Origin of the sequence: Christiangramia lutea, from assembly GCF_022489035.1 — a bacterium.
Lineage (GTDB): Bacteria > Bacteroidota > Bacteroidia > Flavobacteriales > Flavobacteriaceae > Christiangramia > Christiangramia lutea.
In genome coordinates this window covers 558,989-584,523 of record NZ_JAKVTV010000003.1, presented here as the reverse complement: position 1 = coordinate 584,523, position 25,535 = coordinate 558,989, and the positions used below count along the sequence as shown (strand labels likewise).

At 39.5% G+C, this 25,535-nt stretch carries 21 protein-coding genes; 13 read left to right on the top strand and 8 right to left on the bottom strand.

What is annotated here, in order from left to right; all coding sequences use genetic code 11:
* The first annotated feature begins 91 nt into the window (after positions 1-91).
* The 5 genes from ML462_RS11930 to ML462_RS11910 all read left to right on the top strand — a co-directional run bounded on the left by ML462_RS11930 (position 92) and on the right by ML462_RS11910 (position 4,154).
* Complete coding sequence (locus ML462_RS11930; RefSeq protein WP_240714048.1) at positions 92-481, top strand: hypothetical protein; 390 nt, start codon at positions 92-94, stop codon at positions 479-481.
* Between the two features lie 42 nt (positions 482-523).
* Complete coding sequence (locus ML462_RS11925; RefSeq protein ID WP_240714047.1) at positions 524-964, top strand: hypothetical protein; 441 nt, start codon at positions 524-526, stop codon at positions 962-964.
* Between the two features lie 181 nt (positions 965-1,145).
* Positions 1,146-1,949 carry an MbnP family protein gene (locus tag ML462_RS11920; protein WP_240714046.1) on the top strand — a complete coding sequence of 268 codons (804 nt, stop codon included), beginning with the start codon at positions 1,146-1,148 and terminating at the stop codon, positions 1,947-1,949.
* Positions 1,950-2,110: 161 nt separating this feature from the next.
* Complete coding sequence (locus tag ML462_RS11915) at positions 2,111-3,160, top strand: cytochrome-c peroxidase (RefSeq protein WP_423738478.1); 1,050 nt, start codon at positions 2,111-2,113, stop codon at positions 3,158-3,160.
* On the top strand, positions 3,135-4,154 hold the full coding sequence (locus ML462_RS11910) for a transporter (protein ID WP_240714045.1): 1,020 nt from the start codon (positions 3,135-3,137) through the stop codon (positions 4,152-4,154). Before ML462_RS11915 ends, ML462_RS11910 begins: the two co-directional genes overlap by 26 nt.
* Before the next feature lie 66 nt (positions 4,155-4,220).
* Here ML462_RS11910 and ML462_RS11905 read toward each other — a convergent pair whose 3' ends face one another.
* The 6 genes from ML462_RS11905 to ML462_RS11880 all read right to left on the bottom strand — a co-directional run bounded on the left by ML462_RS11905 (position 4,221) and on the right by ML462_RS11880 (position 10,025).
* A complete protein-coding gene (locus tag ML462_RS11905; RefSeq protein WP_240714044.1) occupies positions 4,221-4,715 on the bottom strand; it encodes a DUF4625 domain-containing protein in 495 nt (164 codons plus the stop codon).
* A gap of 37 nt (positions 4,716-4,752) precedes the next feature.
* The gene (locus ML462_RS11900) at positions 4,753-5,091 is read right to left on the bottom strand and encodes a hypothetical protein (RefSeq protein ID WP_240714043.1); all 339 of its coding nucleotides are present in this window, start codon (positions 5,089-5,091) and stop codon (positions 4,753-4,755) included.
* Positions 5,091-7,469: a TonB-dependent receptor gene (locus ML462_RS11895; protein WP_240714042.1), complete on the bottom strand. Its 2,379-nt coding sequence runs from the start codon at positions 7,467-7,469 to the stop codon at positions 5,091-5,093. The genes ML462_RS11900 and ML462_RS11895 overlap by 1 nt, the downstream gene beginning before the upstream one ends.
* 73 nt (positions 7,470-7,542) lie before the next feature.
* Positions 7,543-7,884: a hypothetical protein gene (locus ML462_RS11890; RefSeq protein ID WP_240714041.1), complete on the bottom strand. Its 342-nt coding sequence runs from the start codon at positions 7,882-7,884 to the stop codon at positions 7,543-7,545.
* 178 nt (positions 7,885-8,062) lie between these two features.
* Complete coding sequence (locus tag ML462_RS11885; protein ID WP_240714040.1) at positions 8,063-8,554, bottom strand: hypothetical protein; 492 nt, start codon at positions 8,552-8,554, stop codon at positions 8,063-8,065.
* Positions 8,555-9,047: 493 nt separating this feature from the next.
* Positions 9,048-10,025 carry an NAD-dependent epimerase/dehydratase family protein gene (locus ML462_RS11880; RefSeq protein ID WP_240714039.1) on the bottom strand — a complete coding sequence of 326 codons (978 nt, stop codon included), beginning with the start codon at positions 10,023-10,025 and terminating at the stop codon, positions 9,048-9,050.
* A gap of 172 nt (positions 10,026-10,197) precedes the next feature.
* On the opposite strand from ML462_RS11880, the gene ML462_RS11875 reads away from it, so the two are divergent.
* On the top strand, positions 10,198-11,688 hold the full coding sequence (locus ML462_RS11875) for an MltF family protein (RefSeq protein ID WP_240714038.1): 1,491 nt from the start codon (positions 10,198-10,200) through the stop codon (positions 11,686-11,688).
* Positions 11,689-11,716: 28 nt separating this feature from the next.
* Here the strand turns inward: ML462_RS11875 and ML462_RS11870 are convergent, their stop codons facing one another.
* Positions 11,717-16,207 (bottom strand): ATP-binding cassette domain-containing protein, encoded by a 4,491-nt coding sequence (locus ML462_RS11870; protein ID WP_240714037.1) that lies wholly within the window; start codon positions 16,205-16,207, stop codon positions 11,717-11,719.
* A gap of 174 nt (positions 16,208-16,381) precedes the next feature.
* On the opposite strand from ML462_RS11870, the gene ML462_RS11865 reads away from it, so the two are divergent.
* Positions 16,382-17,875: a YfcC family protein gene (locus tag ML462_RS11865; RefSeq protein WP_240714036.1), complete on the top strand. Its 1,494-nt coding sequence runs from the start codon at positions 16,382-16,384 to the stop codon at positions 17,873-17,875.
* A gap of 37 nt (positions 17,876-17,912) precedes the next feature.
* On the opposite strand, the gene ML462_RS11860 is transcribed toward ML462_RS11865, so the two are convergent.
* A complete protein-coding gene (locus tag ML462_RS11860; protein ID WP_240714035.1) occupies positions 17,913-18,128 on the bottom strand; it encodes a hypothetical protein in 216 nt (71 codons plus the stop codon).
* 778 nt (positions 18,129-18,906) lie between these two features.
* Here ML462_RS11860 and ML462_RS11855 point away from each other — a divergent pair.
* The 6 genes from ML462_RS11855 to ML462_RS11830 all read left to right on the top strand — a co-directional run bounded on the left by ML462_RS11855 (position 18,907) and on the right by ML462_RS11830 (position 25,292).
* On the top strand, positions 18,907-19,728 hold the full coding sequence (locus tag ML462_RS11855) for a hypothetical protein (protein WP_240714034.1): 822 nt from the start codon (positions 18,907-18,909) through the stop codon (positions 19,726-19,728).
* An 8-nt stretch (positions 19,729-19,736) separates the two neighbouring features.
* The gene (locus tag ML462_RS11850) at positions 19,737-20,750 is read left to right on the top strand and encodes a DUF481 domain-containing protein (RefSeq protein WP_240714033.1); all 1,014 of its coding nucleotides are present in this window, start codon (positions 19,737-19,739) and stop codon (positions 20,748-20,750) included.
* A 195-nt stretch (positions 20,751-20,945) separates the two neighbouring features.
* Positions 20,946-22,664, top strand: a complete 1,719-nt coding sequence (locus ML462_RS11845; RefSeq protein WP_240714032.1) for an amidohydrolase — start codon at positions 20,946-20,948, stop codon at positions 22,662-22,664.
* Positions 22,665-22,860: 196 nt separating this feature from the next.
* On the top strand, positions 22,861-24,267 hold the full coding sequence (locus tag ML462_RS11840; protein ID WP_240714031.1) for an MBL fold metallo-hydrolase: 1,407 nt from the start codon (positions 22,861-22,863) through the stop codon (positions 24,265-24,267).
* Positions 24,268-24,418: 151 nt separating this feature from the next.
* The gene (locus ML462_RS11835; protein WP_240714030.1) at positions 24,419-24,763 is read left to right on the top strand and encodes a rhodanese-like domain-containing protein; all 345 of its coding nucleotides are present in this window, start codon (positions 24,419-24,421) and stop codon (positions 24,761-24,763) included.
* 229 nt (positions 24,764-24,992) lie between these two features.
* Positions 24,993-25,292: an aspartate/glutamate racemase family protein gene (locus ML462_RS11830; RefSeq protein ID WP_240714029.1), complete on the top strand. Its 300-nt coding sequence runs from the start codon at positions 24,993-24,995 to the stop codon at positions 25,290-25,292.
* Positions 25,293-25,535: the final 243 nt, after the last annotated feature.

Genomic DNA, 25,535 nt, shown 5'->3' with positions numbered 1-25,535 from the left:
TTTAAGAAGACCAACTTTAAATACACCCAATATAACCCGTGATAGTTTCAGGCAAGATCTTAAAATCACATTTTTTTTGAGTGGGAATTAAATGGCTGTCCGTATATTTGCACCCGTGAAATTCCTGTTTCCCATATTCGCTTTTTTAATCGTTTTACGGCCTGCCTTTCCGGTAGTGGAATATGTGCTGAATTACGATTATATCGCGACCGAGCTTTGTGAGAACAAAGAGCTGGTAGAGCTGGAATGTAACGGGAAGTGTTACCTGATGAAGTCCCTGGCCGAGGCTGCCAGTGAAGAATCTCAGCAAAATAAGGAGCAGAATTCCAAAAAAGCCGAAGTACCACTTTTATTCTTTGAGCAGAAAGAGGCAGAAACCGAATTTTCCCCTGAAGAGTTAGAATTTCAGATCACAGATCACTACAAAAACCAGTATTCCAACATACTGATAGCGGAATTTTTTCACCCACCCTGCAGTTAGTTTCCTTCCGTGAAACCAAATAATAACTGCAAATAAATTTTTATGTTTTTTAATAAATTCAAAGCTTTTTTCCTTTTAACAGCTTTAACTATGGTGTCCTGCGCAGAGGATACTTCAGAAAAAAGGGCGGAATATGACCAGCTTTTCAATGAGGTGCTGGAAGTACACGATGAGGTGATGCCGAAAATGGGAGAAATCTCCTCGCTTTCTCAACAACTTTCTAAAATGGCCGATACCAGCGAGACTCCCGAGCCTTACCTGGATGCCCGGGCACATCTTAAGGAAGCCGACAGCCTGATGATGACCTGGATGCGCAGTTTTAGCGATGAATTCGTCAAGAATAAATCGGCGCTGAAGAAGATGAACAATCAACAGCTGCAGGAGCAGATCGAAGCCCTCGAGGAAGAGCGCGAAGACGTGGAAGCGATGAAAGAAGCCATCAATTCCAGCCTGGAAAACGCCCGGGCAGTTACACAGCAATAATTTCTATTTACATAGCGATTTAAACCTGCTTTCTACAAAGCGGGAAGAAGAATGCTATGCATATCCGGAAAAAGTCTGGTTGTGAAACGATGCCAATTTTCAAACAAAACTTAAAAAATAATTTGGCTTAACCGCCTTAATTTATGCTGTATCCCAACAGCCTTATTCAAATTTTAAAAAAATGAAGACCAATATTTTCAAATTAGCACTGATTGCGATGATCACTATTCTAGCCTCCTGTTCAAACGACGATGAAATGAACAATGAGCTAACAGGAACCAATGACCTAGTTATCGAATTCGATAATGGAGTGAATGGAGACGATCTTATTCTAGGGGCATCATCCTACATCAATTCTAATGGGGAAAGCCTGAAGATCGACAGGTTTAATTATGTCGTGAGCAATTTTGTGCTTATCGATGCGGAAGGTAATGAATACGTTTACCCGAAAAATGAAAGTTATTTCGTGATTAGCGAAGAAGCTGGAGAAACCGAAGTGATCCTCAAAGACATTCCTGCCAGGAAATACACTGCGATAAAATTCGGCATTGGGGTAGACCAGAAAAAATACCAGCAGGGAGCCGAAGGTCAGGGTGACTTTTTAAGCATCGCTGAAGCCCACAACATGATGTGGTCGTGGCAGGCAGGTTATAAATTCCTGAATTTCGAGGGCCAGTTCACTTCTGCTTCGGTTACTGAAGCTACGAATTTTAAGGTTCATATGGGAAGCCACGGCAGCAGCCTGGATAACTACAAAGAGGTAAACCTGGATCTTAATACCCAGGCGCTTGTTAGTTCAGAACTTAGCCCGATCGTGCATTTAATGGTAGACGCGAACAAGGTACTGGACGGCCAGCACAAGATCAAACTTTCTGAAAAAGCGGTGGTAATGGTAGACGAGGTGAAAAGTCCGCAGGTAGCCGAGAATCTTACCGGAATGTTCTTGGTAGACCACGTACATAACGGCGACGCTTCAGGACACTAAAAATTTAGACTGTCTGGAAATTGAAATTTTCGTCAAGCCGAACTCGTTTCAGCTTCTAATTTTATTGGAAAAATTCTTGAGATCCTGAAACAAGTTCAGGATGACGTTTTCATGTTTCCAGACAGTTTCTTTTTATAAAATTGCTCTCAATTCATATCAAAATGAAAAGAATGCTGATCTTTTTCGTCCTAAGCGGTTTTTTACTTAGCTGCTCGAAAGACGAACCTGAATATATTCCCATTCCCGAGAATAAAACGCTGGAAGTTGTAATTCCGCCGAATTTCCCGGAAATGGAATACGATCTCTCTGCGAACCCGCCAACCGAGAAGGGTTTTGAGCTTGGTAAAAAACTATTTTATGACGGGAAGCTTTCGGCCAATGGCTTTATTTCCTGCGGTTTTTGCCATGAACAAAAATTTGCCTTTACCCATCACGGGCATCAGTTTAGTCATGGGATCGATGACCTGGAAGGCATCAGGAACACCCCGGCCATCCAGAATATGGCTTTTCAGAATGAATTTTCCTGGGACGGGGCCACTTCGCATCTGGATCTTTTTCCCATCATTCCCATCACCAACGAGGTGGAAATGGGTGAAAGCGTTTCCAATGTGATCGAAAAGCTGAAGGCCGATGCTGAATATCAGCAACTGTTTTCCGAAGCCTTTGATAAAGGAGAAGTGAATGCTGAAAATATGCTGAAAGCCATGTCCCAGTTTATGGTGATGATGATCTCGGCAGAATCGAAATATGACAAATATGTTCGGGCAGAAGAGAATGTAAGCTTTTCTGAAAAGGAAAACTACGGAATGCGGGTTTTTCAGAATAAATGTGCTTCCTGCCATAAAACCGACCTTTTTACGGATAATTCTTTCAGAAATAATGGTCTGCCGGTAAACCCAAATATCAACGACCTTGGGCGCTACGAGGTGAGCGGAAAGGCAGCCGATAAATACAAATTCAAGGTGCCGAGCCTTAGAAATGTGGAAGTGACCGCGCCTTATATGCATGACGGCCGCTTCGGAAGCCTGGAATCGGTGCTGAATTTCTACCAAAATGGTGTACAGGATTCTGAAAGCCTGGACCCGATCTTAAAACAGAATGACCGGTTGGGAATTGATCTCAATGAAAACGAAAAAGCGGCTTTAATCGCCTTTCTGAAAACCCTGACCGATGAAAATTACCTAAATGATGAACGTTTTGCAGAATATTAAAAATATGGGAATTTTAGTACTTATCTTTTTCAGCTTTCAGTTTTTAGCGGCTGAAGACTTAAAAGATTCCATACCTACCTCTCCTGAATCTTTACATAATTACGAAGCATATTTTTGTGATGCATGTGGCTGTGCCAGTAGTGGCGGCAGTATGGGATTTAGTACGGTTGGCGACCAGAACTTTTTCGGAACCAGATATATTTACCAGCAATATCGCTCGCGGAGTGGGATTTTTAATGATTCCCCCTGGATCGATGAACATTTTAATACGCTTCAACTCTGGGGGAATATCCCAATTTCCGAAAAGATCAAGGTCAGCGCCATTCTGCCTTTTCATTTTCATAATCGTGACTTCCCTGATGGAAGCGCCCAGGAGATTTCAGGCCTGGGAGACATCAGTGTCATTGCATTTTATAATCTTATCGCTCCGTATGTGGATGGTTTTCTGCCCGAGCAGCAAAAGGCTTTAAAACACAGTCTGGATGCCGGCCTTGGCGTAAAAATGCCCACAGGGAATTACAAAAGGGAAAATAACGCAGGGAGTGTAAATCCCGGGTTCCAGGCTGGAACCGGGAGCTGGGACCTTATAGCCGCGGCAAGTTATACGATGAGCTATAATTCCTGGGGTGCTAATTTGAATGCGAATTATACCTGGAAAACCGAGAATGACCAGCAATACGAATTTGGAGATCAAACCAATTACGGACTCCTTTTTTACCGGAATTTTTCCTGGGTGGCAATGGAAAAGGTAGTGCCGGTAAGCATTCTTCCTTTTGGAGGAATTGCCGGGGAAATCTATGCCGAAAATAGGAATTTTGGACAGCCTGTACAGGAAACAGCCGGGGATATTCTCTTCGGAAAGCTGGGATTTGAAGCCGGTTACGGCAAACTTTCAGTAGGTGCGAATCTAATGCTTCCCATCACCCAAAACCTAAATAAAGGAGCTATTGAGGCCAGTCACAGGATAGGTTTTCAGTTAAATTACAGTTTATAAAAAAAAGAGGTGCCAAATCATGCCACCTCTTCCAAACTTACTTAATTACTATATGAATAAAATTAATTATTCCACTACTATACCATGGTCATGATCGTCGTGATCATCATGGTCACCATCATGATGTCCTATCATGATTTCAACAAAGGCTTCCTCCTGGTTTCCGGCAGCATCAACAACGACAACTCCAAGATGGTATTCACCTTCGGCGATACCTTCAGGAATATCAATATGTTCATGAGCTTCAAAACTTGTAGGATTTCCTGCTATCTGAAAAGTTTCCTGGTAAGACCATAGCTCTTCTTCTTGCTGCTTCGCAACCGAGTGGGTGTGTCCATCAAAGTTATTATGGATATCCACTTTATAAGAGGCAAGCCCCTGATTGTCCGTAAGGTCTATGTCAAAATGTAGCTCACCGCCTATTTCAAATTCCTCGCCATCTTCTGGCTCGCTCATCATGATCGTTGGCTTTTCGCTATCCAAAGCGTCATCATCATCACTACAGGCAGTAAAAACAGTTACTGTTAGCAGTACTAATAAAATTTTTAAATAATCTTTCATTTTTATAATTTTTAAATTAATTCGGTTTTAAGTTCATTTATATTTCAGACTGAAAAGGCCTACGAGGTGGACCTCTTACGTAAAAAATTAGGTTTGGTGATGTTACCTGGCTAATTCTAACATCGAAATTTTTCTTCTTCCTTTCCGGTATATTTCTAAACAGATTATTACTATCGAACCCGGGTACTAAGCCTTTGTATTCGGCATGAATAAAATGATCATCCCAGTGAGGCAGGCTCTTTTTGCCAAATTTCAACTCACTTAATTCGTAAATATTGGCGTGATCGTCCAGCACAAAATGAGCCGTACGCAGCATTGGTCCTGCTGTGAGCAGAAGCAATAAAAGTCGGCTTGTATGTGTGATCAAAGTATTCATTAGCTGCCAAATGGAATTTTAATATTGAGCTGTATATTTCTTCCCATCTCGGGGATCTGCAACCTCCTGTAAAAACTGGTATGATTGAAATAACGTTCGTTTAAGAGGTTGTCTACCCTTATATTGATATTTGCCTTAAGGTTGTTGATCTTTAGTTCATTTTGCCAGCTTAATCCCCATAGGGCGTAACCCGGAGTGATTTCCTCTCCCTGGGCGATACGATCCTGTTCCATTACCAGCCTATTGTTGATGCTCAATTCTGAATTATTGAAGATTCCGGAATCCTGAAAAAACTGGTAACCCACTTCAGTGAAAAGATTATTTGCAGGAGTAAATGGCAACGGAAAATTCCTGGACTTATCTGAAGTTAACTGCTTGTTATATAAATATTCACCGGCAAGGCTAAAATGCCAGCGACCTATTTCCTTATCCACGGCAAGTTCAATGCCCGAGAGTATTGCTTCAGATTCGGTGTATTGATACAACTGCCCGGAATGCGGTAATAATGAGAAAATTCCACTTGGCTTCAGGAAAATATAATTACTAAAGAAGTAAGCGTATGGGCTCAGGCTTATATTCCAGGAATTTCTGGAATAAGCCAGGTTTAGATCAAACATAAAGCCCTGCTCCGGTTCAAGATTTGGATCTCCCTGCTCGTGCCTGAAAGAGCCGTGATGTATCCCATTTGCTCCAAGTTCAATGGCTGTTGGCAATCGGAAAGCCGTACCTACATTCACCTTAGAGCTCCAGGTTTCATTAAAGTCATGATCCCAGCCTAAGCGGGCGTTAAAACTGGTAAAATTGCGATCTATTTCCTCACTTCTTTGAGCATAGGCACTGGCAACTTCTTCAGTTTGATTATTTCTTATTAAAAAATCATATAATGTTGGGTCGTAAAAACCTTCCATTTCGATTGTTCCGTAATCAATTCTAAGGCCCAGCGTCCAGAGGTTGTTTGCCGAGGGTTCATATTCGTGAATTGCAAAAAGACCATAATTGCCAGCCTGGTACTCTGGAAGTAAAAAATTAAAGCCGCCTATATCATTATTTTTCCACTGAAGATCGGCACCTACCTGTGTTTCGTTTTCGCTATTAATAGTATGATGATAAATGGCTCTGGTGGAATAAGTATGCAGATCGAAATCCAGTTCCAGGTTCGGGTTTACCTCCGGTGGCTCCTGATTGCCATAATGTGTATGAAACAGGCTCCATTCCTGGCGGTGATTCTTCTGGTAAGCAAAATCCAGTTCCAGTTCCCCATTGTCATAGATAAAACTCGTATTGCTAATCACCTTGAAGTGATTTACCCTCTGGAAAGGCTCTTCGATATTTCTGGAATCACCATCTGGCTGTACGCGGCTTATATCTGGAATACCATGAGAACCGGGGAAAAAACCAGATTTTTGATAAACGTTGCTAACGCTAAGCCTGGTAGAGAAATTATCTTTTACAACACCAACCTGGGTATACCAGTCAAGTTCTTTTCCGGCGGTATTTTTCAGTTGCTCGTCAAAAATGGGAATGTTGAAATTGAGATATGAAATCTGTTCTGCAGGTAAGCTATAATCACCAAAACTTATACCCGTAAATTTACCTTTAAAGAACCAGTCATTTTCGGTATAGGCCAATTTTACTGAAATTCCCAGGCTGTTATTCACACTTTGAGCAAAGCTGTAAACGCTCCCAGTGAATCCTTCCACTGGGAGCGTATTATTCTTGATTCTTACTACTCCGCCAATAGCATCACTCCCGTAAGCGATAGAGCCTACCCCTTTCACGATCTCCAGGTTTTCCACGTTCAGCGCGTCGATCTCCAGGCCGTGATCGGCGCCCCATTGCTGGCCTTCCTGTTTAATGCCATTTTCAGTAACGGCAACCCGGTTTAATCCAAGCCCGCGTATAATAGGTTTAGAAGCACCTGAACCTATTTGCATGGCGTTAAAACCAGGCATTCTTTCGAGTGTAGTAGCTAAAGAACCGCTGAACTGTTTCTCCAGGTATTCATTTTCAACATATAAAACCTGCTGACTCGTCTTTCTATGCTGATGTCCCTGCAACAATACTTCCTCAAGACCAGTTACAGATGTGGACAGGGTGAAGTCCAACCTTAGATCCTGGTTGAGTTGGATTATGGTATCAACATCCTTGAATCCAATCATGGAAACATGAAGTTCATAAGTTCCGGAATTCAAATCTGCTTTGTAATTTCCATCCGTAGAGGTCCAGAAGTACTTGCCGTTGATTTTAACGTAAGCACCTTCCAAAGCATCTCCTGTTTGACTTTTAACTGAACCAGATAACCTGTGAGCATTGGTATTCTGGGAGTAAGTATTGTAAGAAAACAGGGATAAGATCAAGCCTATCCAAAAGAGTTTCATATAGTTAAACCGTAAATAAAAATTGTAACAAAAGCCTGAAGTAGAAATTCTTCAGGGAATTAATAAACACTAATTATACACGGAAAAAGGGTGGTGCCCTTAATGAAAAATAGGGATCTGGAGATTTCCAGTCTGTTTCGGTAAGTGAAAGTGAATAAACGGTTTCCTTCAAAGGAACAAATGGATCAAAAGAAAGAAACTCCGTATTATCAAATCCTGAGAATTGAAAATCACAAATTTCACAATCCATCGTAGAAGTCACAAGATTCTTGTCTGTCTTCACAAGGTGCGAGTGATCTCCAAGATTTAAATTTTGAGATAAGTTATGCTCAAAGACGTGAACATATGGGTACACCAGCGCAAATAGAATAAGTAGCGCAGTGAATAAGGAAATATGTCCGGTTGCTTTTTGCATTATGGGCAAATATACATACTACAAATCTATAACAAAAGGTAATTTTCTAAAATAAGGCCATGAAACAAAGTTGATAGACCTAAGGAAATTTAAAAGTTTGCATCTATTAATGATATTGATAATAAAAAAAGCCGCTGTTCAATTACCAGCGGCTTTTTATTTTTTTAAATCTTAGAGATCACTCGGAAGTATTTGTGCTATCTATTTTTTCCATGATAGCTTCATGATCTTTTTCCATCATTTCGTGGTCTTCTTCCATACTGCTATGTTCATCCATTAACTTTTTATGATTCTCGACCATTTGTTCGATCTGTTCTTTTTTCTCTGCTTCAGATTTTCCATCGAAGTTCGCTTTCATTTCCTGATGTGCTTCAATTATTTCATCATGGCTTTTAATGATTGCATCATGTTGTTCCAGTATGGTGCTGTGTTTTGCAACATCATCAAATATCGTGGAATCTTGGATCTCTACTGATTCAAGTTTCTGATTAAAATCCTGAAACTTTTTTGACATCTCGTCGTGAGTAGCTTTAAATTCTGAATGTACCTTGGTAATACTATCGTGCTGACGGTTCAATTTATCAAATTGTTCTGATAATTTTTTGTTGTTACTGTTTTCGCATCCTGCAATTAAGATTAGTAATGCAAAAAGGTTGATTAGTCTTTTCATTTTGTTTTTGCTTTTAATCAAAATTACTAAAACGTTAATGGTTAAAGTATTAAAGGATTGATAATGTTTATCATTCATAAACTCTAAAAAAATAAAATTTTCATAACGATCTACAACACAAAAGACATTAATTAACGTAAATAAAGAAATCAATTTAAACTAAGTTAGTAGAACCTAAAAGACTTGAGTTTCAACCACCGTAATTTGTTTATGAAAAGCTGCTTGATCGAATAAATTCATCCACGAAAACATCAAGGTACAAACAGAAAGGCTCCTAAAGCCGGCCTTTGAATTTTTTTCTCCGAAGCAAAGTGGTTAGCTTTAATATAAACCTTGAGAATTAATTAGAATTAAATCTCTGATTTTCGAAATTCTATAAATAATTTTAGTTGTGTTTTATTAAAGAAGATTTCCTTTTTCATCTAACATTAAAATGACCTTTTTATCGCCATTTGCCAGTTTTAGCTTAACTTCAAGAGTTTTACACAAATTGTTATGATTGCTTCAACCAGCTTATGGTTCTTTCCATACCTTCTTCAAGTCCAACGGTAGGCTTCCATTTCAGCATTTTGTTGGCTTTTTCAATAGGAAAGAATTTATTTGAAGTTGCCATTTCAATAAAACCCTTATCGATAGGTGTTTTGACTCCTGGTAAATTATTGGCTGCTGACATTAGCTTAGCCACGAACAATGGTATTCCTTTAGGTTTTTTTCCGCAGGCTTCCCCGTAGTAATTCATGAATTTTTTCCAGGTGGTAACTTCTGAAGAAATATTAAAAGCTTCCCCATCTACCCCTGTACTTATAGCGGCTTTTATCATTGCATCTACCACATCATCTAGATAAACAGGATTGAAATTGTAGCTTCCATCGCCCAAAAATACTGGTTTTCCTTCGCAAACATTCTTATACATCATGCGGGTCCAGACGCCGTTGCCAGGCCCGTAGACCATGGAAGGCCGAATGGCAACCACTTCGATGTTATTCTTTTTGCCTGCTTCAAAAGCCAGCTTCTCACCTTTTGCTTTAGTTCTTGGATAGTTTGAAGAATGATCCAAAGCCAGTGGTGTGTTTTCCTCAATTATATCTGTTCCGCTCATATCATATACGCCAACGGTACTAACATGAACTATACGCTGTACACCAGTCCTACCGGCAGCCTCAACAAGCTTTCTCGTAGCGGTCTCATTGATAAGCTCAGCTGTTTTATCATCTCCTCCAATTGCTCCCGCGCAATGAAACACATAATCTATATTCGAAAGAGCTTTATCAAGCTCAATTTGATCTGTTAAATCAAGAGCCACCAGATCTATTCCATGATCTTTTAACTTTGAAGCCTTTTCCAGTTTCCTGCCTGCACCTGTGACCATTGCATTTTCATCTTTGGCCAGTGTTTCTGCCAGCCTGTAACCTATAAAGCCAGTAGCACCTGTCACCAGCACCTTTTTTTCTGATAGCTCTCCTGAATTCATATGAATAAAATTTATAGTTAGTATTTAAAGCAAATCCTTCAACTATAGACCTAAATATATAAAAGATAAATAGTTACGAAAACCCAAGATTCAAATCAATTTCACGCCTCGCTTTGATTGGTACTTAACAATTATTTATGAAAAACACCTAATTATTTGTATTTTATCCCACATGTATATAAAAATATGCTCCATTTTTATCGCAATTTTAATCATCCTTTCATCCTGTTCAAAGAATAGGAAAGATTCTGGTACTAATGATAATCTTTTTGGTTCCAATAAGAGAGAAGCCCCTTATAAAACCCATAAGGATCTTGAAGAAATCAGGAAAGATGGCGTACTTCACGCTATAACTATTTACAATTCCACCAGTTACTTTTTGTATAAAGGAATGCCAATGGGATTTGAATACGAACTATTATCGCGCTTAGCCGAGGATCTCGACCTGGAACTGAAAATAACTGTTGCCGATGATATTGACGAACTCTTTGATATGCTTAATAATGGAGAAGGTGATCTTATCGCTTACGGACTTACCATTACCGAGCCGCGTAAGCAACTGGTAAGTTTTACCAGTAATCATTACGTAACCCACCAGGCCTTAGTTCAGCGTATGCCAAAAAACTGGCGATCGCTTCCCGGCTACAAGATCGATAAAGAGTTGATTTCAAACACCCTTGAATTAATAAATGATACTGTTTGGGTGAGACAAAACTCCTCTTATGCCGAAAGGTTGCGAAACCTTCAGCATGAGATAGGGGCAGAAATACCGATAAAACATATAAACGGAAATAAGACTACCGATGAGATCATCAAAATGGTTGTAGATGGTGAAATTGAAAGAACCGTTGCCGATTATAATATCGCTGCCGTAAATAAAACTTTTTACCCTATTCTCGATATAGATACCCGAATTTCCTTTTCCCAGCGTATAGCCTGGGCTGTTAGAAAGAATTCCCCGAAGTTGCTTACTGCAATAAATAAGTGGATTCAAAAAGAGAAAAAAAGAGATGATTATTATGTGATCTATAATAAGTATTTCAAAAATAAGAAATCATATAGAGGAAGAATAAAGAGTGATTTCTATAGTAAGAATAGTAACAGGATAAGCCAGTTCGATGCTATTATCAAAGAGAATGCATTGAAAATTGGTTGGGACTGGCGATTTCTTTGCTCCCAGGTTTACCAGGAATCGAGGTTTGACCCAAAGTCTGAGTCGTGGGCAGGTGCCAGCGGCCTTATCCAGTTAATGTCAGATACGGCGGAAGAAGTTGGGGTGACCAATACCTTTAGCCCGGAACAAAATTTAAAAGGAGGAGTAAAATATCTCGATCGAATAAGAGATAATTTTGAATCCGTCGAAGATTCAATTCAGAGGGTTAAATTCACCCTTGCTGCTTTTAACTGCGGACCAGGCCATGTTTTTGATGCCATGCGGCTGGCAGAAAAGAATGGAAAGAATCCTAAGATCTGGGACGATAATGTAGAAGATTATATCCTGAAATTATCAGAGAAAAAATATTACCTGGATAATGTGGTGAGGCATGGTTATGTTCGAGGATCTGAACCCTACAATTATGTAAGGGATATTTTCCTGAGATACGAGCACTATAAGCAATTCATAGATAACAAACCTGAGGTTAAGATCGCCCAGGGATATTAAGATCTACCTGATTCATACAGTATTATATTTAGTTTAATACCAGCCCCACTCCTATTTTTTGCAGCAGATATGGGTTATGATCTATAATTAGAATATCATTGGCTTTGCTTAATTTCTGAAGAATATTAAACAGTAAATCAATATCGGCAAAATGAAGCCCAGTACTGGGTTCATCTAAAATATAAAGGGCATTAGTTTTTTGCTCCTGAAGCCAGTTTAATAACAATAATCGCTGCTTTTCTCCAGAAGATAAAGATTGTACCGATTGTTCAAGGTTTAAATGTGACAATCCTATCTCATTACAATCTTTAAGTAGATCTGATACTTTCCCGGAACCATCGTTTTTTTCATACCACGCTTCAAATTCTGAAATATTCAATGCTAAAACCTCAGCTATATTTTTAGATCCTACTCTGGATTCCAGGATCTCCGGTTTATACCTTTTGCCGTTACAAAATTCACATTTTTCTACTGAATTCGCTACCACATCAAGGCTCGTCTCCGTATAGCCCTTGCCTTTGCAATTCGGGCACTGACCTGATTTCATTTTATAGGAAAATTCACCAGGTTTTTTACCGGTCTCCTTAGCGAAAACCTTACTTATTTCTTTAAGCAAATTTAAATAAGAGGCCAGCAATGTATCTGAATGCGTACGTAACTTTTTGGATTCAAAATAATACGCTCCAGAAAATTCCTTTGGCAGGTCTATATTTCTACAATTTACTGGTCTTCCTGATTGAATGCTTGGGATCAGGATCTCTTTGACCAGGGTTGTTTTTCCAATACCCGACTTACCACTAATGGCCGTAATCCCTCCTACTGGTACATTCAAGGTATCTTTTACCAAAGAATGTTTAGAAAGCTTACGAAGTCTAATAGCTTCTTTCCCGTTTTTTAATTCCAGGGCCTCAGATGGCATTTTTAGAAATGGATGACATTCAGGCTTCTTAAGAAATTCTGAAGGAGTCCCCTGGTAAATTATCTGTCCTCCCATTTTTCCTGCCTGCGGTCCCATCTCAATTAATTCGTCGGCAGCGAGAATCACCTCCTTATTATGCTCGATCGCCACAACCGTATTCCCCTTATCGATAAGGTCTTTCAGAATATGAATAAGGTCTGGGATGTTTGCATTAGATAATCCTGCGGTAGGTTCATCCAGTAAATAGGTAATGCCCGTCAAGGGAGAGTTCAACTGCTTAATAAGTGCAACTCTCTGGTTTTCTCCTCCCGAAAGTGTTGAAGATTTACGGTTAAGCTGAAGATGATCTATATGCAATTGTTTCGCCCGTTCAATAGTGTTTACCAAATGTGGGCGAATTTTGGAAATCAGCTCTATATCTATTTTCTCCGTGAATTTTTCTGCAGAAAGCCATTCTTCCAGGAAATTAAAATCCATGCCTTTGATCTCATGTATGGCCTTACTGCCAATTTGAATTTTTAATCTTTCAGGCTTCAGCCCACTACCCTCGCAGGAGCTGCAAGCTGTAGGAGAAAAAAGTGCTTTTAGATTTTCGATATTCTTGTTCTTCCGGGTTTTAAAATATTCATCGGTCAAATAATGAAAAAGCCCCTTCCATTGCATTTTAAGCTCCTGAACTCCTTCCCTGGTTTTGGTCTTGAATTTCCAGTTGGTTTTCCATTCCTTCTCACCAGTTCCTTTAAAAATAATTCCTTTTTGTTCTTCTGAAAGTTGATGGAATGGAGTCTCCAGGCCAAATCCATATGCTCTTCCTATCTCCTCAACAATCGCCATATACTGGCTATCGGGCTGTCCGTAATATGCCAGGGCCTTATTATGTTTAAAGAGACCATCAGCGATACTTTTTTTCTTATCTACAACGATCTTTTCCAGGTCTGGTAGTAATTCCTCACCCAGACCATCGCAGATAGCACATTTACCGAGTTCATGATTATTAAAGAAATGGCTTGCAGATAGTTGCTCACCTTGATACTGAGCTTTTCTGGAAAAAGCAAAACGAAGGGTCTTGTCTATCCCGGTTTGTTTGGCAATATCAGAGCGTTCAGTAAAACTTTTTTCCTTTCGGGTCACGCATATCGTAGGGGTAAGGCCTTCAATATGATCTATCTCCAACTGAAAGTTCACTCCTACCCTGGAGCGCTGGTAAGAGGAGAATTGCTTGGTCATTTCCTGTAAGCCAAAACCGTGTAAAGTATCGATCACAAGTGATGACTTACCCGATCCTGAAATTCCCGTAATCACCGATAGTTTATTTTTGGGAAGTTCCAGATCAAGATCTTTAAGATGATGAGTCCGGGCTCCTTTCAGGGAGATTCTATCTCTTCTCTGGTCTACTGGTTTCTGAAAAGCAATATTTTCCGCATCTAATGAATTTTCAATTAGGTTATCACAACCGATCTTGAAAAGCTTATTATTCTCGAAACATACGATCCCGGCGGTTTGTTTTTTAAGTTGATGTAAAGCAGAAATTAGCTGCCTTACATTTCTCTGATGTAAACCAGTACTTGGTTCTTCCAGGATCAGGATGGTTTTCTTAAATTGTTTTGCGAAATGTTTGGTGAGCTTGATCCGTTGGGCCTCTCCACCAGATAAAGTATTGGAAGGCTGCCCGAGCTTGACATATCCCAGCCCCAACTGCAGCATCAGGGAAAGAATGCCGGTAATTTTACTTTCTTCAGCAAAGAATTCATAGGCCTCTTCAATGCTCAGGTCATAGATCTCCGCTATATTTCTGGAATTCCAGTCCACCTGAAGGACCTCTGGCTTAAAACGTTTTCCATTACAACTTGGACAAACCTGGTTAATCGTTCCCAGTACATTCATCGCAAGTGTGATCACACCGGCACCTTCGCAAGTTTCACATCTTCCACTTTTATTATTAAAAGAGAAGGCACCTTTAGTAAGTTCCAGAGATTTTGCTTTTGCAGATTTTGCCAGCAGGTCCCTGATCTTATTGGCAAGACCTGTATAAGTAGCCGGGTTGCTCCTTGGTGTTTTTCCTATCGGCTGATCTGATACCGCAATGAGTTTTAGTTTTTCCTTTTCTGAAAAGGAAGAAATACTTTTCAGAATTTCAGAAGTTTTCCTACTAATTACAGTGAGATCACCGGGTTCGGGATTGAATGACTTTGAAATTGAATTAGTTCCAATTTTATCTTCCCCGGGATCGTCTTTTTGTAATTCTTTCAGGGTTGGACTATTTAGCTCTTTATTTTTCAGAAAATCTTTTACAGATCCATTAAAAATGACTTCTCCCCCGTTTATTCCAGCTTCCGGACCCAGTTCCACGATCCAGTCTGCATTCCTGATAAAATCAAGGTCGTGCTCCACAACCATTACCGTATTCCCTCGACTAATCAACCTGTCTAAAATATGGCGTAAATAATCCTGGTAATTTTGAGACAAGCCTATGGAAGGTTCATCAAAAACATATAAAATCCCCTGCAGGCTGGAATTCACCTGCTTGATCAATTTGATGCGCTGGGCATCGCCGGAAGTAATCTCGGTACTCAGCGTACTCAATTGATAATCCTCCATCCCCAGCCTTATAAGATCGAATAATTGGATAAGCATTTTATCTACGAGAACCTGTTCTCCTGAATTCAATTCTTCCCCTTTCAACCGGTCATATAAACTAGTTAGAGAAAGTTCCATCCATTCCTGAAAGTTTAGACCTTTCCATCTGAATTTAAGGTGTCCTGCCTTGATACGGGCACCATCACAATTCGGACAAACCCTTGAGCTTACAAATTTCAGAATGTTCTTATTCCGGTCCCTTCTCAGGATATCGCTCATAATTGGCAAAATTCCTTTGTAATAACCCTCTTCTCGTGGTTTCGCTTTCAGTCCTTCCCAGCGCAAACGTGACTCAATACTATGTTTTCCATAATAAACCTTGATCCTGTCGCTTCCGTTCAAGACAACATTCTTTTGCTCTTTAGTAAGATCTTTCCAGGGCACATCCACGTTAAAGCCATGAGCATTGCAAACCTTATTGAGTTCTTCCACCGTCACCTGGGAATAGACAATATAACCATTGGGCAGGGTGGTGACAATTGCTCCTTCACGCAAAGTCTTATTTTCATCACCAACAAGCTTTTCGAGGTCGATATATTCTGCCTCACCTATACCGTTACAAAATTCACAAGCTCCTTTAGGGTGATTAAAGGAGAATAGCGATTTACTCATGTTCTCATTAGCACTGCAACGAGCAAAAAGGATCCTGAAAATAGCGGTTAGTTCCGAAAGGGTTCCAAAAGTGGCATTGATGGACTGAAAACGTTTCGATTGCTCCACCCTCACCACCGGAGGCAAACCTTCAATATCATCAACCTCAGCAGTAGGAATAGATTGCGCATTCTGCTGGTTGTAAGCTGAAAGACTCTCAAGGAAATAGCGATATCCTTCGTTGGCGATCACGTCCATGGCCAGGGAAGACTTTCCCGAACCCGACAGCCCGGTCACCACGATAAGCTTATTTTCAGGAATCTTTAGATCAATATTCTTAAGATTATTCTGGTGAGCATTAATAATGCGCATAGACTTGAGACTTTCAGTTTTTTGGAAAAATAAAGATAGAGAGATTCTTAAAGCTGGGAATAAGTTTTCATCGAAACTATATGGAATATAGCCAGCAATTAATAACCTATATTTAGAATTCAAAGATAGAATTCTATTTTTGCAAGTTCATTCAAGACCATATCTGAAATTAAAATGAAAAATATATCATTCCCTTCAGCCCAGGCAATTTTATTGATTATTGCCGCAATAGTTGCCATTTTAACCTGGGTGGTACCAGCCGGACAATATGCAACTCTAACTTATAACAGTTCAGAAGATGTGCTTGTGGTAACCAATGATGACAAGGTAGAAAAACTGCCGGCTACGGCAGAATCCCTTGAAACATTAAACGTAAAAATTCCTCTCAAGAATTTCACCTCGGGAGCGATCTATAAACCTATAAGTATTCCTGGAACCTATAAGAACGTTGAAGCCAGGCCGCAGGGATTATTCAAATTTCTGCAGGCTCCGGTGAAAGGTATCATTGAAACTGCAGATATAATATTCCTGGTTCTCATCATTGGCGGAACCGTAGGAGTAGTTGAAAGATCCCGGGCTTTTAATGCCGGTATTCAATGGCTCTCAGAATTCTTAAAAGGAAGAGAATATATTCTGATTATAAGTACTACCAGCCTTATTGCATTGGGAGGTTCAACTTTTGGTTTTGGAGAAGAGACCATTGCTTTTTTGCCCATCCTGGTCCCGGTATTCCTGGCTGCAAAATATGACGCCATGGTAGCTGTTGCCTGTATTTTTCTGGGGTCACAGATAGGTGTGATGGCTTCCACCACCAATCCGTTTTCAACTATCATTGCTTCAGATGCTGCAGGAATTGTGTGGACAACAGGACTCTATGGCAGAATTGCCATGCTTGTTATTTGCGTAGGTATAACCATTGGCTTTATTCTTCGATATGCAGCAAAAGTAAAAGCAGATCCCGCCAATTCTGTAATTTTCGATCAAAAGCAAGAACTTGAAAAGCATTTTGCAGTAAACTCAGATCTTACGAAGCATAAACTTACTTCCAGGCTTAAATTGATTTTACTGGTCTTTATTATTTGTTTTGTATTGATGGTCTGGGGCGTAGTTGCGCGTGACTGGTGGTTTGTAGAAATGACTACAGTCTTCTTTTTCGGAGCGATAATTATAGGTTTCCTGGCCAGAATGAAAGAAGACACCTTTATAAATGCATTTATGAAAGGAGCTGGAGATCTGCTGGGAGTGGCATTTATTATCGGGCTCGCCAGAGGTATCTCTATACTTATGAGCGATGGTTTAATTAGCGATACTATTCTTTTTACAGCTGGCAGTTTTACCGAAGGAATGGAAAAAGGTGTTTTTATAAATGCACTCTTTGTGGTTTACAACATCATCTCATTTTTCGTCTCCTCTACTTCCGGTACCGCCGTGCTTACTGTTCCAATACTCGCCCCACTGGCAGATACTGTGAATATAGGACGGGAGGTAATTGTAAACGCCTTTCAGTTTGGACACGGACTATTTAACCTAATCAACCCAACTGGGCTCATCCTTGCCTTCCTGGGAGTAGCAAAGATCGGTTATAACCGATTTTTGAAATTTGTCTGGCCATTACTGGTAATTCTGGGATTGGTCATCATGGCTTTTTTAACCATCTCAATTTTATAATTGAACTTTTTTAAAATCTATAGACCAGGGAAATATTTCAAACGAAATCATCTTCAGGCAGAATTTCAGTTTTAATAGCCTCGTTCAAAATAGAAGTAAGTGAAAATGGAAAATCTCTTTTTCCAAGAACAATGAATGAAACAGAATAGATCCCATTGAGATCATCCTGGATTAAATGATACAGCTGTGGAGAGAAATTAAGATATATGTTATTAAACAGGTCTATATCATTAAAAAAAGTATTTAAAACCATGAAATATTTATGTGTGGCTGTATTGTTCAAACCACGGCCATAAAGGTATTAAAGACCTAAATCTACGTTCCTAGTTAATTTATAGGTTGGAGCAAATTCTCCGGCTAGTAATCTGGATGCTTCAATAAATTCTTTTTCCTCTCTATTATCAATCACATATTCGATTGCAAAATTATAAGCCGGATGCACACCCCCCTAGAGGAAAATTTCTCGCTTTGAATAGCTTATTGGCACAGCCCGAAATTGAAGAAATGGTATTCTTTCCTGTGAAAATCTCCTATCTGGCTCAATACTGAAACTTCATCGATTTAATATAGGTCTAATGGGATAGACGGTTCGCTAAGGGAAAATGCGGGCGACCACGAAATATAATTATTGGTAAGGCTAACAATTCCCTTAAAACTATCTCTGGTAATTATGATTTCGGTTCGCATAGCCCGAACCGATTATAAAATTAACGGTTGAATCAAAAACAAAAGCTGAGAAGGTGATTCTAGAAGTCATTGGCTCCATTAAGATTATTTTCATCCTGAAATAGAAATTATTAAAGCTTGCTCATTCCAAGAATTCTGGTTTTGACTATAAGTAGATACTATACTCTACATAATACCGAAACAACTCAATTTAAAATAGTTAAAATTTAAAGGCGATTTCCTTCAGACGATCTATTTTTCTAATTTTTAGATAATTAACGTTAAATTAGTACGGCTACTTAATATGAATAGTGAATCAAGCTTTTCAGAATATCAAAAGGCAACTAACTAAAAAACTAAGACCGATGAAAAATTCAATTTCAGACATTTCGCTAAAAATTTTAATTTTCAGCCTGTTTCTCCTGGTAGGCCCATTGAGCTTTGCCCAGGAGGAAGAGTCGACCTCGAGGGCCGACGAACTGGCAAAGAAATTACAAAACCCTGTAGCCAGCCTTATCAGTGTTCCATTCCAGGGAAATTTCGATTTCGGCATAGGTCCTGAAGATGGAAGCAGGTTTACCATGAATTTTCAACCGGTTATTCCATTAAGTATTAGCGAAGACTGGAATTTGATAGGAAGAGTGATACTTCCGGTTATTAGTCAGAATGATGTTTTCGGCAATAGTGGCAGACAAACTGGCCTTGGAGATGCTGTAGTGAGTGCCTTCTTTTCACCTAAAGAGCCCACCTCGGGAGGACTTATCTGGGGAGTAGGTCCTGTATTTTTAGTTCCAACCGCTACAGATAATCTTGGGACAGATAAATTCGGGATTGGCCCCACAGGTGTGGCTTTAAAACAGTTTGGAGATGTCACTGCCGGGGTATTAGTGAATCATATCTGGTCTGTGGCCGGGGATGATGACAGCCCCGATGTAAACACCTCTTTCCTTCAACCCTTTATAGCAAAGAATTTTCCCGGAGGTTACGCCATCACTCTGAATACAGAATTAACCCAATCCTGGGATTACAACGCGACCTCAGGATTTTTGCATATAATTGGTTCAAAAGTAATTAGCCTTGGTTCTCAATTGGCACAGGTAGCCGTTGGCCCCAGAATTCCGTATGGAGGAGCTAATACCGGAGAATGGGGGTTCCGAGCTCAGTTTGTATTATTATTTCCAAAATAAACATCCATATGAAAAGATTTTTATTGTTAACCTTACTCTTCCTGATCAATTTAACCTCGCACGCCCAAAAGGATTCCCTGGTTTTTACCAATAATAACATCATGGTTGGAGAAGTTAAGTCTCTGGACAAAGGAGTTATTACAATTGAAACAGACTACAGCGATAGTGATTTCAAAATAGAATGGGATAAAGTAAAGGAACTATTTTCTGAAAGCACCTATCTTATCAACCTTACCGACGGACGAAGATTGAACGGAACCATCAAATCTGTTGCTGTACCAGACTGGGAGATCTACAGGATAGCTGGAGATACTGTAAAAGTAAGGCGAGATGAGATCGTGTATTTTAAATCCTATGAACAAGATTTTTGGAGCAGGGTTACCGCCTCTATTGATGCAGATTACAGTTTTACAAAAGCCAATAATTTTAACCAGATTGGCGGAAGAGCAAATATTGGCTACACCGCTCCAAAATGGTGGTTGAAGGCTAGCTATAGTTTATTAAGATCTAATCAAGATGATGTAGAGCCTGTAAAAAGACAGGATGGAAGTATATCTTACCGGGCTTTCCTTAAAAAAGACTGGTATTTTCAAACCATGATCTCCTTTCTTTCAAATACAGAACAATTACTGAATTTAAGAACAAACTTAAAGGCAGGGATGGGAAAATTCATAATCCATACGAATGTTTCTTACCTGGCCGTAGAAGGAGGTGTTTCCGGGGTTAATGAAAATTTTGAAAGCCAGATGGAAAATCAAAACTCGCTCGAGGCATATCTGGGAAGTGAGCTGGATCTTTATGATGTGGGCGACTGGAGTTTATTAACTCGTTTGATAATTTATCCCAGTTTAACTGAAAGTGGGAGATGGAGAGCAGACTATGTCCTGGATACAAAATATGACCTGCCCCTCGATTTTTATATCAAAGCAGGCCTAACGGTAAATTACGATAATCAGGCAGTTGAGGGTGCGGCAGACCTTGACTATGTAGTACAAACAGGAATTGGATGGGAATTCAATTGATTGTCATTTCGTTGCTGAAAAACCATCTGAATAATAATTGAATTTCATTCATAAGAGATGATTAGGCCTAGGTAAACAACTGAAACATAACAATTAAGGCTTTTAATTTGGTCATGAGATGACACCTTATTTCTTATAAAATATTTAAATTTATAAGGCTGTTAATCAAATACTTACATATCTAATTCCTGTCTCATGAATTTTTCAAAAAGCTTAACAATTTCATTCCTTATTCTATCGACAATTTTTACAACTTCAACCTTGTTAGGCCAGGAAACCGTTAAAACCAACAAACTTTATTACAATGGTGATATACTAACCATGGCGGGTGAAAGTCCCGAATATGCTGAAGCCTTGGTGGAATCTGATGGAAAAATAATTTATGTTGGTAACCTGGAAGAAGCGAAGAAAATTGCCGGTGATAATCACATAGATTATTCGCTTGAAGGTCAAACTCTTATTCCGGGGTTTATAGACGGGCATGCCCATTTCAGCAATTTTTCTACCCAGGCCATTGGGGCTCAACTTTTGCCATCTCCAGATGGAACAGCAGATAATATTCCTCAACTCATCAAGATTTTGAAAGAATGGAACACTCCTGAAAACAGGGAATTAACCGGATGGATTTTTGGTACCGGATTCGATGATTCCGTACTCGAAGAGAAAAGTTTCCCCACAAAACATGACCTGGACCAGGTTTCGACCGAGCACCCCATCATGATCACACATATATCCGGACATTTTGCCGTAGTAAATTCAAAGGGTCTGGAGGTTCTGGGAATCTCATCTCAAACGGAAAATCCTGAGGGCGGAATAATACGAAGAGAACCTGGGTCTAGTGAACCTAATGGTGTTCTGGAGGAACTTGCGGCAATTCCATTTATGTTCAACGCACTTGTGCCAAAAACTCCGGAAGCTCAGGTTAAATTTTTTGATGCTGGCCAGGAATTGGCTTTATCTTATGGCTATACCACCGCCCAGGACGGCCGAACCATGGATAACGATTTTATGCTGAAAATGGCAAAAGATGGCAACTTAAAGATAGATGTTATAAGTTATGTGGATTATACAATGGCTGGAAAATATCTATCAAAAAATAACAAAAAATGGAGTTATAACAATCATTTTCGATTTGGAGGTATGAAAATAACCCTTGATGGATCTCCTCAGGGAAGAACGGCGTGGAGAACCCAGCCATATCTTATCCCTCCCGATGGAACCTCTAAGGATTATAAAGGTTATCCGGCTATCCCGAATGATGAGGATGTTATAGCATATTATAGAAAGGCCCTGGAAAACAACTGGCAAACAATGACCCATGCCAATGGTGATGCGGCTATGGATCAAATGATAAGAACTCTGAAACCTTTATTAAAAGAATATGGCAATGAAGACAGAAGGCTGGTTTTAATTCATGGGCAATATGTCAGGGAAGATCAGCTAGATGAATTTAGTGAAATGAAAATTATTGCATCACTATTTCCATTGCATACATTTTATTGGGGAGACTGGCATAAGCAGATCATTGGCGACTCTCTAGGCAACTATATAAGCCCTACCCGTTCCGCATTAGATAAAGGATTAAAAGTCACTATACATACCGATGCTCCGGTAGCGTTACCTAATTTAATGCGCGTTGTATGGACCGCAGTAGAACGAAAATCCAGGTCGGGAGAGATCATTGGGCCTTATGAAAGGCTTAGCGCATTTGAAGCACTAAAAGCAATTACTTGCTGGAGCGCTTATCAGCATTTTGAAGAAAAGACTAAAGGAACGCTGGAGAAAGGTAAGCTAGCAGACCTTGTAATTCTGGATAAAAACCCTTTAAAGGTGACACCAGATAAAATCAAGGAAATTCAGGTGATGGAAACTATAAAAGAAGGAAAACAGCTATTCAGGCAGCCTAAATTTTGAAGCCACATTACCCTTCTTTAAAGAATAGCTTTTTCCAAAAAAGTTATTACTTGTATTCGCAATTATATTTTATCAATATTTTTGGAACATTAGCAGCTTTGTAATGAATGTTACCGAACAGATTCTTAGCTTGCCTTACTTTTGTATCCATAGAATCTGACTTATATTAATTATAGGATCAGGAAAATTAAAGATCATGAAAATAGAACAAATTTATACGGGTTGCCTTGCACAGGGTGCCTATTATATTGAAAGTAAAGGAGAAGTCGCAATCATAGACCCACTTCGGGAAGTTCAGCCTTACATTAATAAAACTTCGGAATCAGGAGGTAAAATCAAATATATTTTTGAAACTCACTTCCATGCAGATTTTGTTTCGGGGCATATTACCCTTTCTGAAAAAACCGGAGCACCCATTATTTACGGGCCGAATGCCAATCCAAATTTTGAGGCAATCATTGCGGAAGACGGCCAGGAGTTTAAACTTGGAGAATTAACTATTGTTGTGCTGCATACACCAGGTCATACTATGGAAAGCACTACTTATCTGCTAAAAGATAAAAATGGTAAAGATCATGCTCTTTTTACAGGAGACACATTATTCCTTGGTGATGTGGGTCGTCCAGATCTTGCCCAGAAAGCTGCCAACATGACCCAGGAAGAACTTGCCGGAACTCTTTTCGATAGTTTACGCAACAAGATCATGCCTCTTGCAGATGATATCATCGTTTACCCGGCGCACGGTGCAGGTTCTGCCTGTGGAAAAAATATGATGAAGGAAACAGTGGATACACTTGGTAACCAGAAAAAAATGAATTACGCCCTTAGAGCAGATATGACCAGGGATGAATTTATTGAGGAAGTGACCGATGGTCTTCTTCCTCCGCCTGCGTATTTCCCAATGAATGTAAAAATGAACAAGGAAGGTTACAAAAATATTGAGGAAATAATGGCAAAAGGGAAAAGTGCTTTATCTCCTGAAGCTTTTGAAGCCGCAGCTAATGAAACCGGAGCTGTAATGCTGGATATTCGCCATCAGAGCGAATTCGCTGAAGCTCATATTCCAGGATCTATATTTATTGGGCTTGACGGAGGTTTTGCTCCCTGGGTAGGAGACCTAATCAAAGACGTTCAGCAGCCAATACTTTTAATAGGCGATGAAGACCGAATTGAAGAAGCTATCACAAGACTTTCCAGAGTTGGATTCGATAATACCCTGGGATATCTGGAAGGTGGTTTTGAATCATGGAAAAAAACCGGTAAAGAAACCGATTCTGTAAAAACTGTGCCGGCGACTGAATTTAAAGAAGTAGCTAAGAACGTTCCTGTTTTCGACGTTAGAAAACCAGGAGAATTTCAGGCAGAACATGTAGCAAATGCCAGGCATACTTCCCTATCTGAGATCAATGAGCATTTGGCAGAATATCCAGAAAATGAGACTTTTTACGTTCACTGTGCCGGAGGTTACCGAAGCATGATCGCAGCATCTATCCTAAAAAGCCGTGGTATTCATAATCTTGTGGATGTCCAGGGAGGATTCAAGGCTATTAAAGAAGCAGGGATCGAGACAACAGACTATGTATGTCCATCTACCTTAAAATAAATAGAAGAATTTGATATTACAAAAGGCGGCAAAAGTGCCGCCTTTTTACTTGTGGGGATCCATTAATTATTCATCAATCTATGTAACCAAGGTTACTTATTTAAACCATTCTCCTACATAACTTTACAATGGGAAAAAATTTATGCTAATAATGTCTCTATTTGCAAGCCTTTTAGGAAAAGCACAGCAAGATGAAAATATTAAGGTATTAAACGCTACCGAATTTGAATCTGCTATCTGTGGTGATGAAGTTCAATTAATAGACGTAAGAACACCGGGAGAATTCAATCAGGGGGCCATAGAAGATGCTCAGAACCTTGATTTCTTCGATCAGAAAACTTTTTTAGCCGGCCTTGAAAAACTAGATAAGAATAAGCCTGTATATGTTTATTGCAAAGTAGGCGGAAGAAGTAGTAAAGCAGCCCGTATTATGAAGAAAATGGGTTTTGAAAAGATCTTTGATCTCGAAGGAGCCTATATCAACTATACATTCTAATTTCATGGAATCAATTGATCTCATTGATGACTCCTTCTACCATTCCACAATTACTAGCTATCCATAAATAAAGGAACTGGTTCAGGAAAAAATAGAATCCCAGGCCAATCCTCCAATTCTCCTCTATAGTGAGAATATAGATCTAAGGCGTGAACAGAATGTGAAAAAGATCAATGAAAGCTACCTGAATAACTCAAGAATGTTATAAGACAAAGTAGCGAGAGCAATCGTGATATGTGCCATCACTCCTCATATAGTCTTCGAATTTGCGCAGCCCAGGATCGATATTTCCATTATCCGTATAGCCGATGCCATTGGAAAAGAAGCGAAAAAACAAGGTTTAAAAACGCTCGGTCTCCTTGGGAGCAAACCTACAGTGACCAAGAACTTTATTCCTAAGATATTAAGAGAGAAATACGGTATTGAAACAATCATTCCTGAAGAGCATTGTCTTAGCCAGGCTCATGTTTTGTATCGAAAGAACTTACCCAGGGTATTTTTTCTGAAAAAGCCAGGTAACTCTTTTTAAACCAAATGCACCTGCTCAAAAAGCGGGGCGCAAATGGAATCATTTTAGGCTGTAATGAATTGCCTATCCTGTTTGAAAATACAAATTTTGATTTGCCTTTAGTATCTACCACAGATCTGCATGCACAAATAGGGGCAGATTTCATTCCGAAGAGTTGATAAAATATTCCAATCCAGATTTAATAGAACTTGTTTTTCAAACAATAAAAAAGGGAATTGTACAATACAATTCCCTTTTCGATTT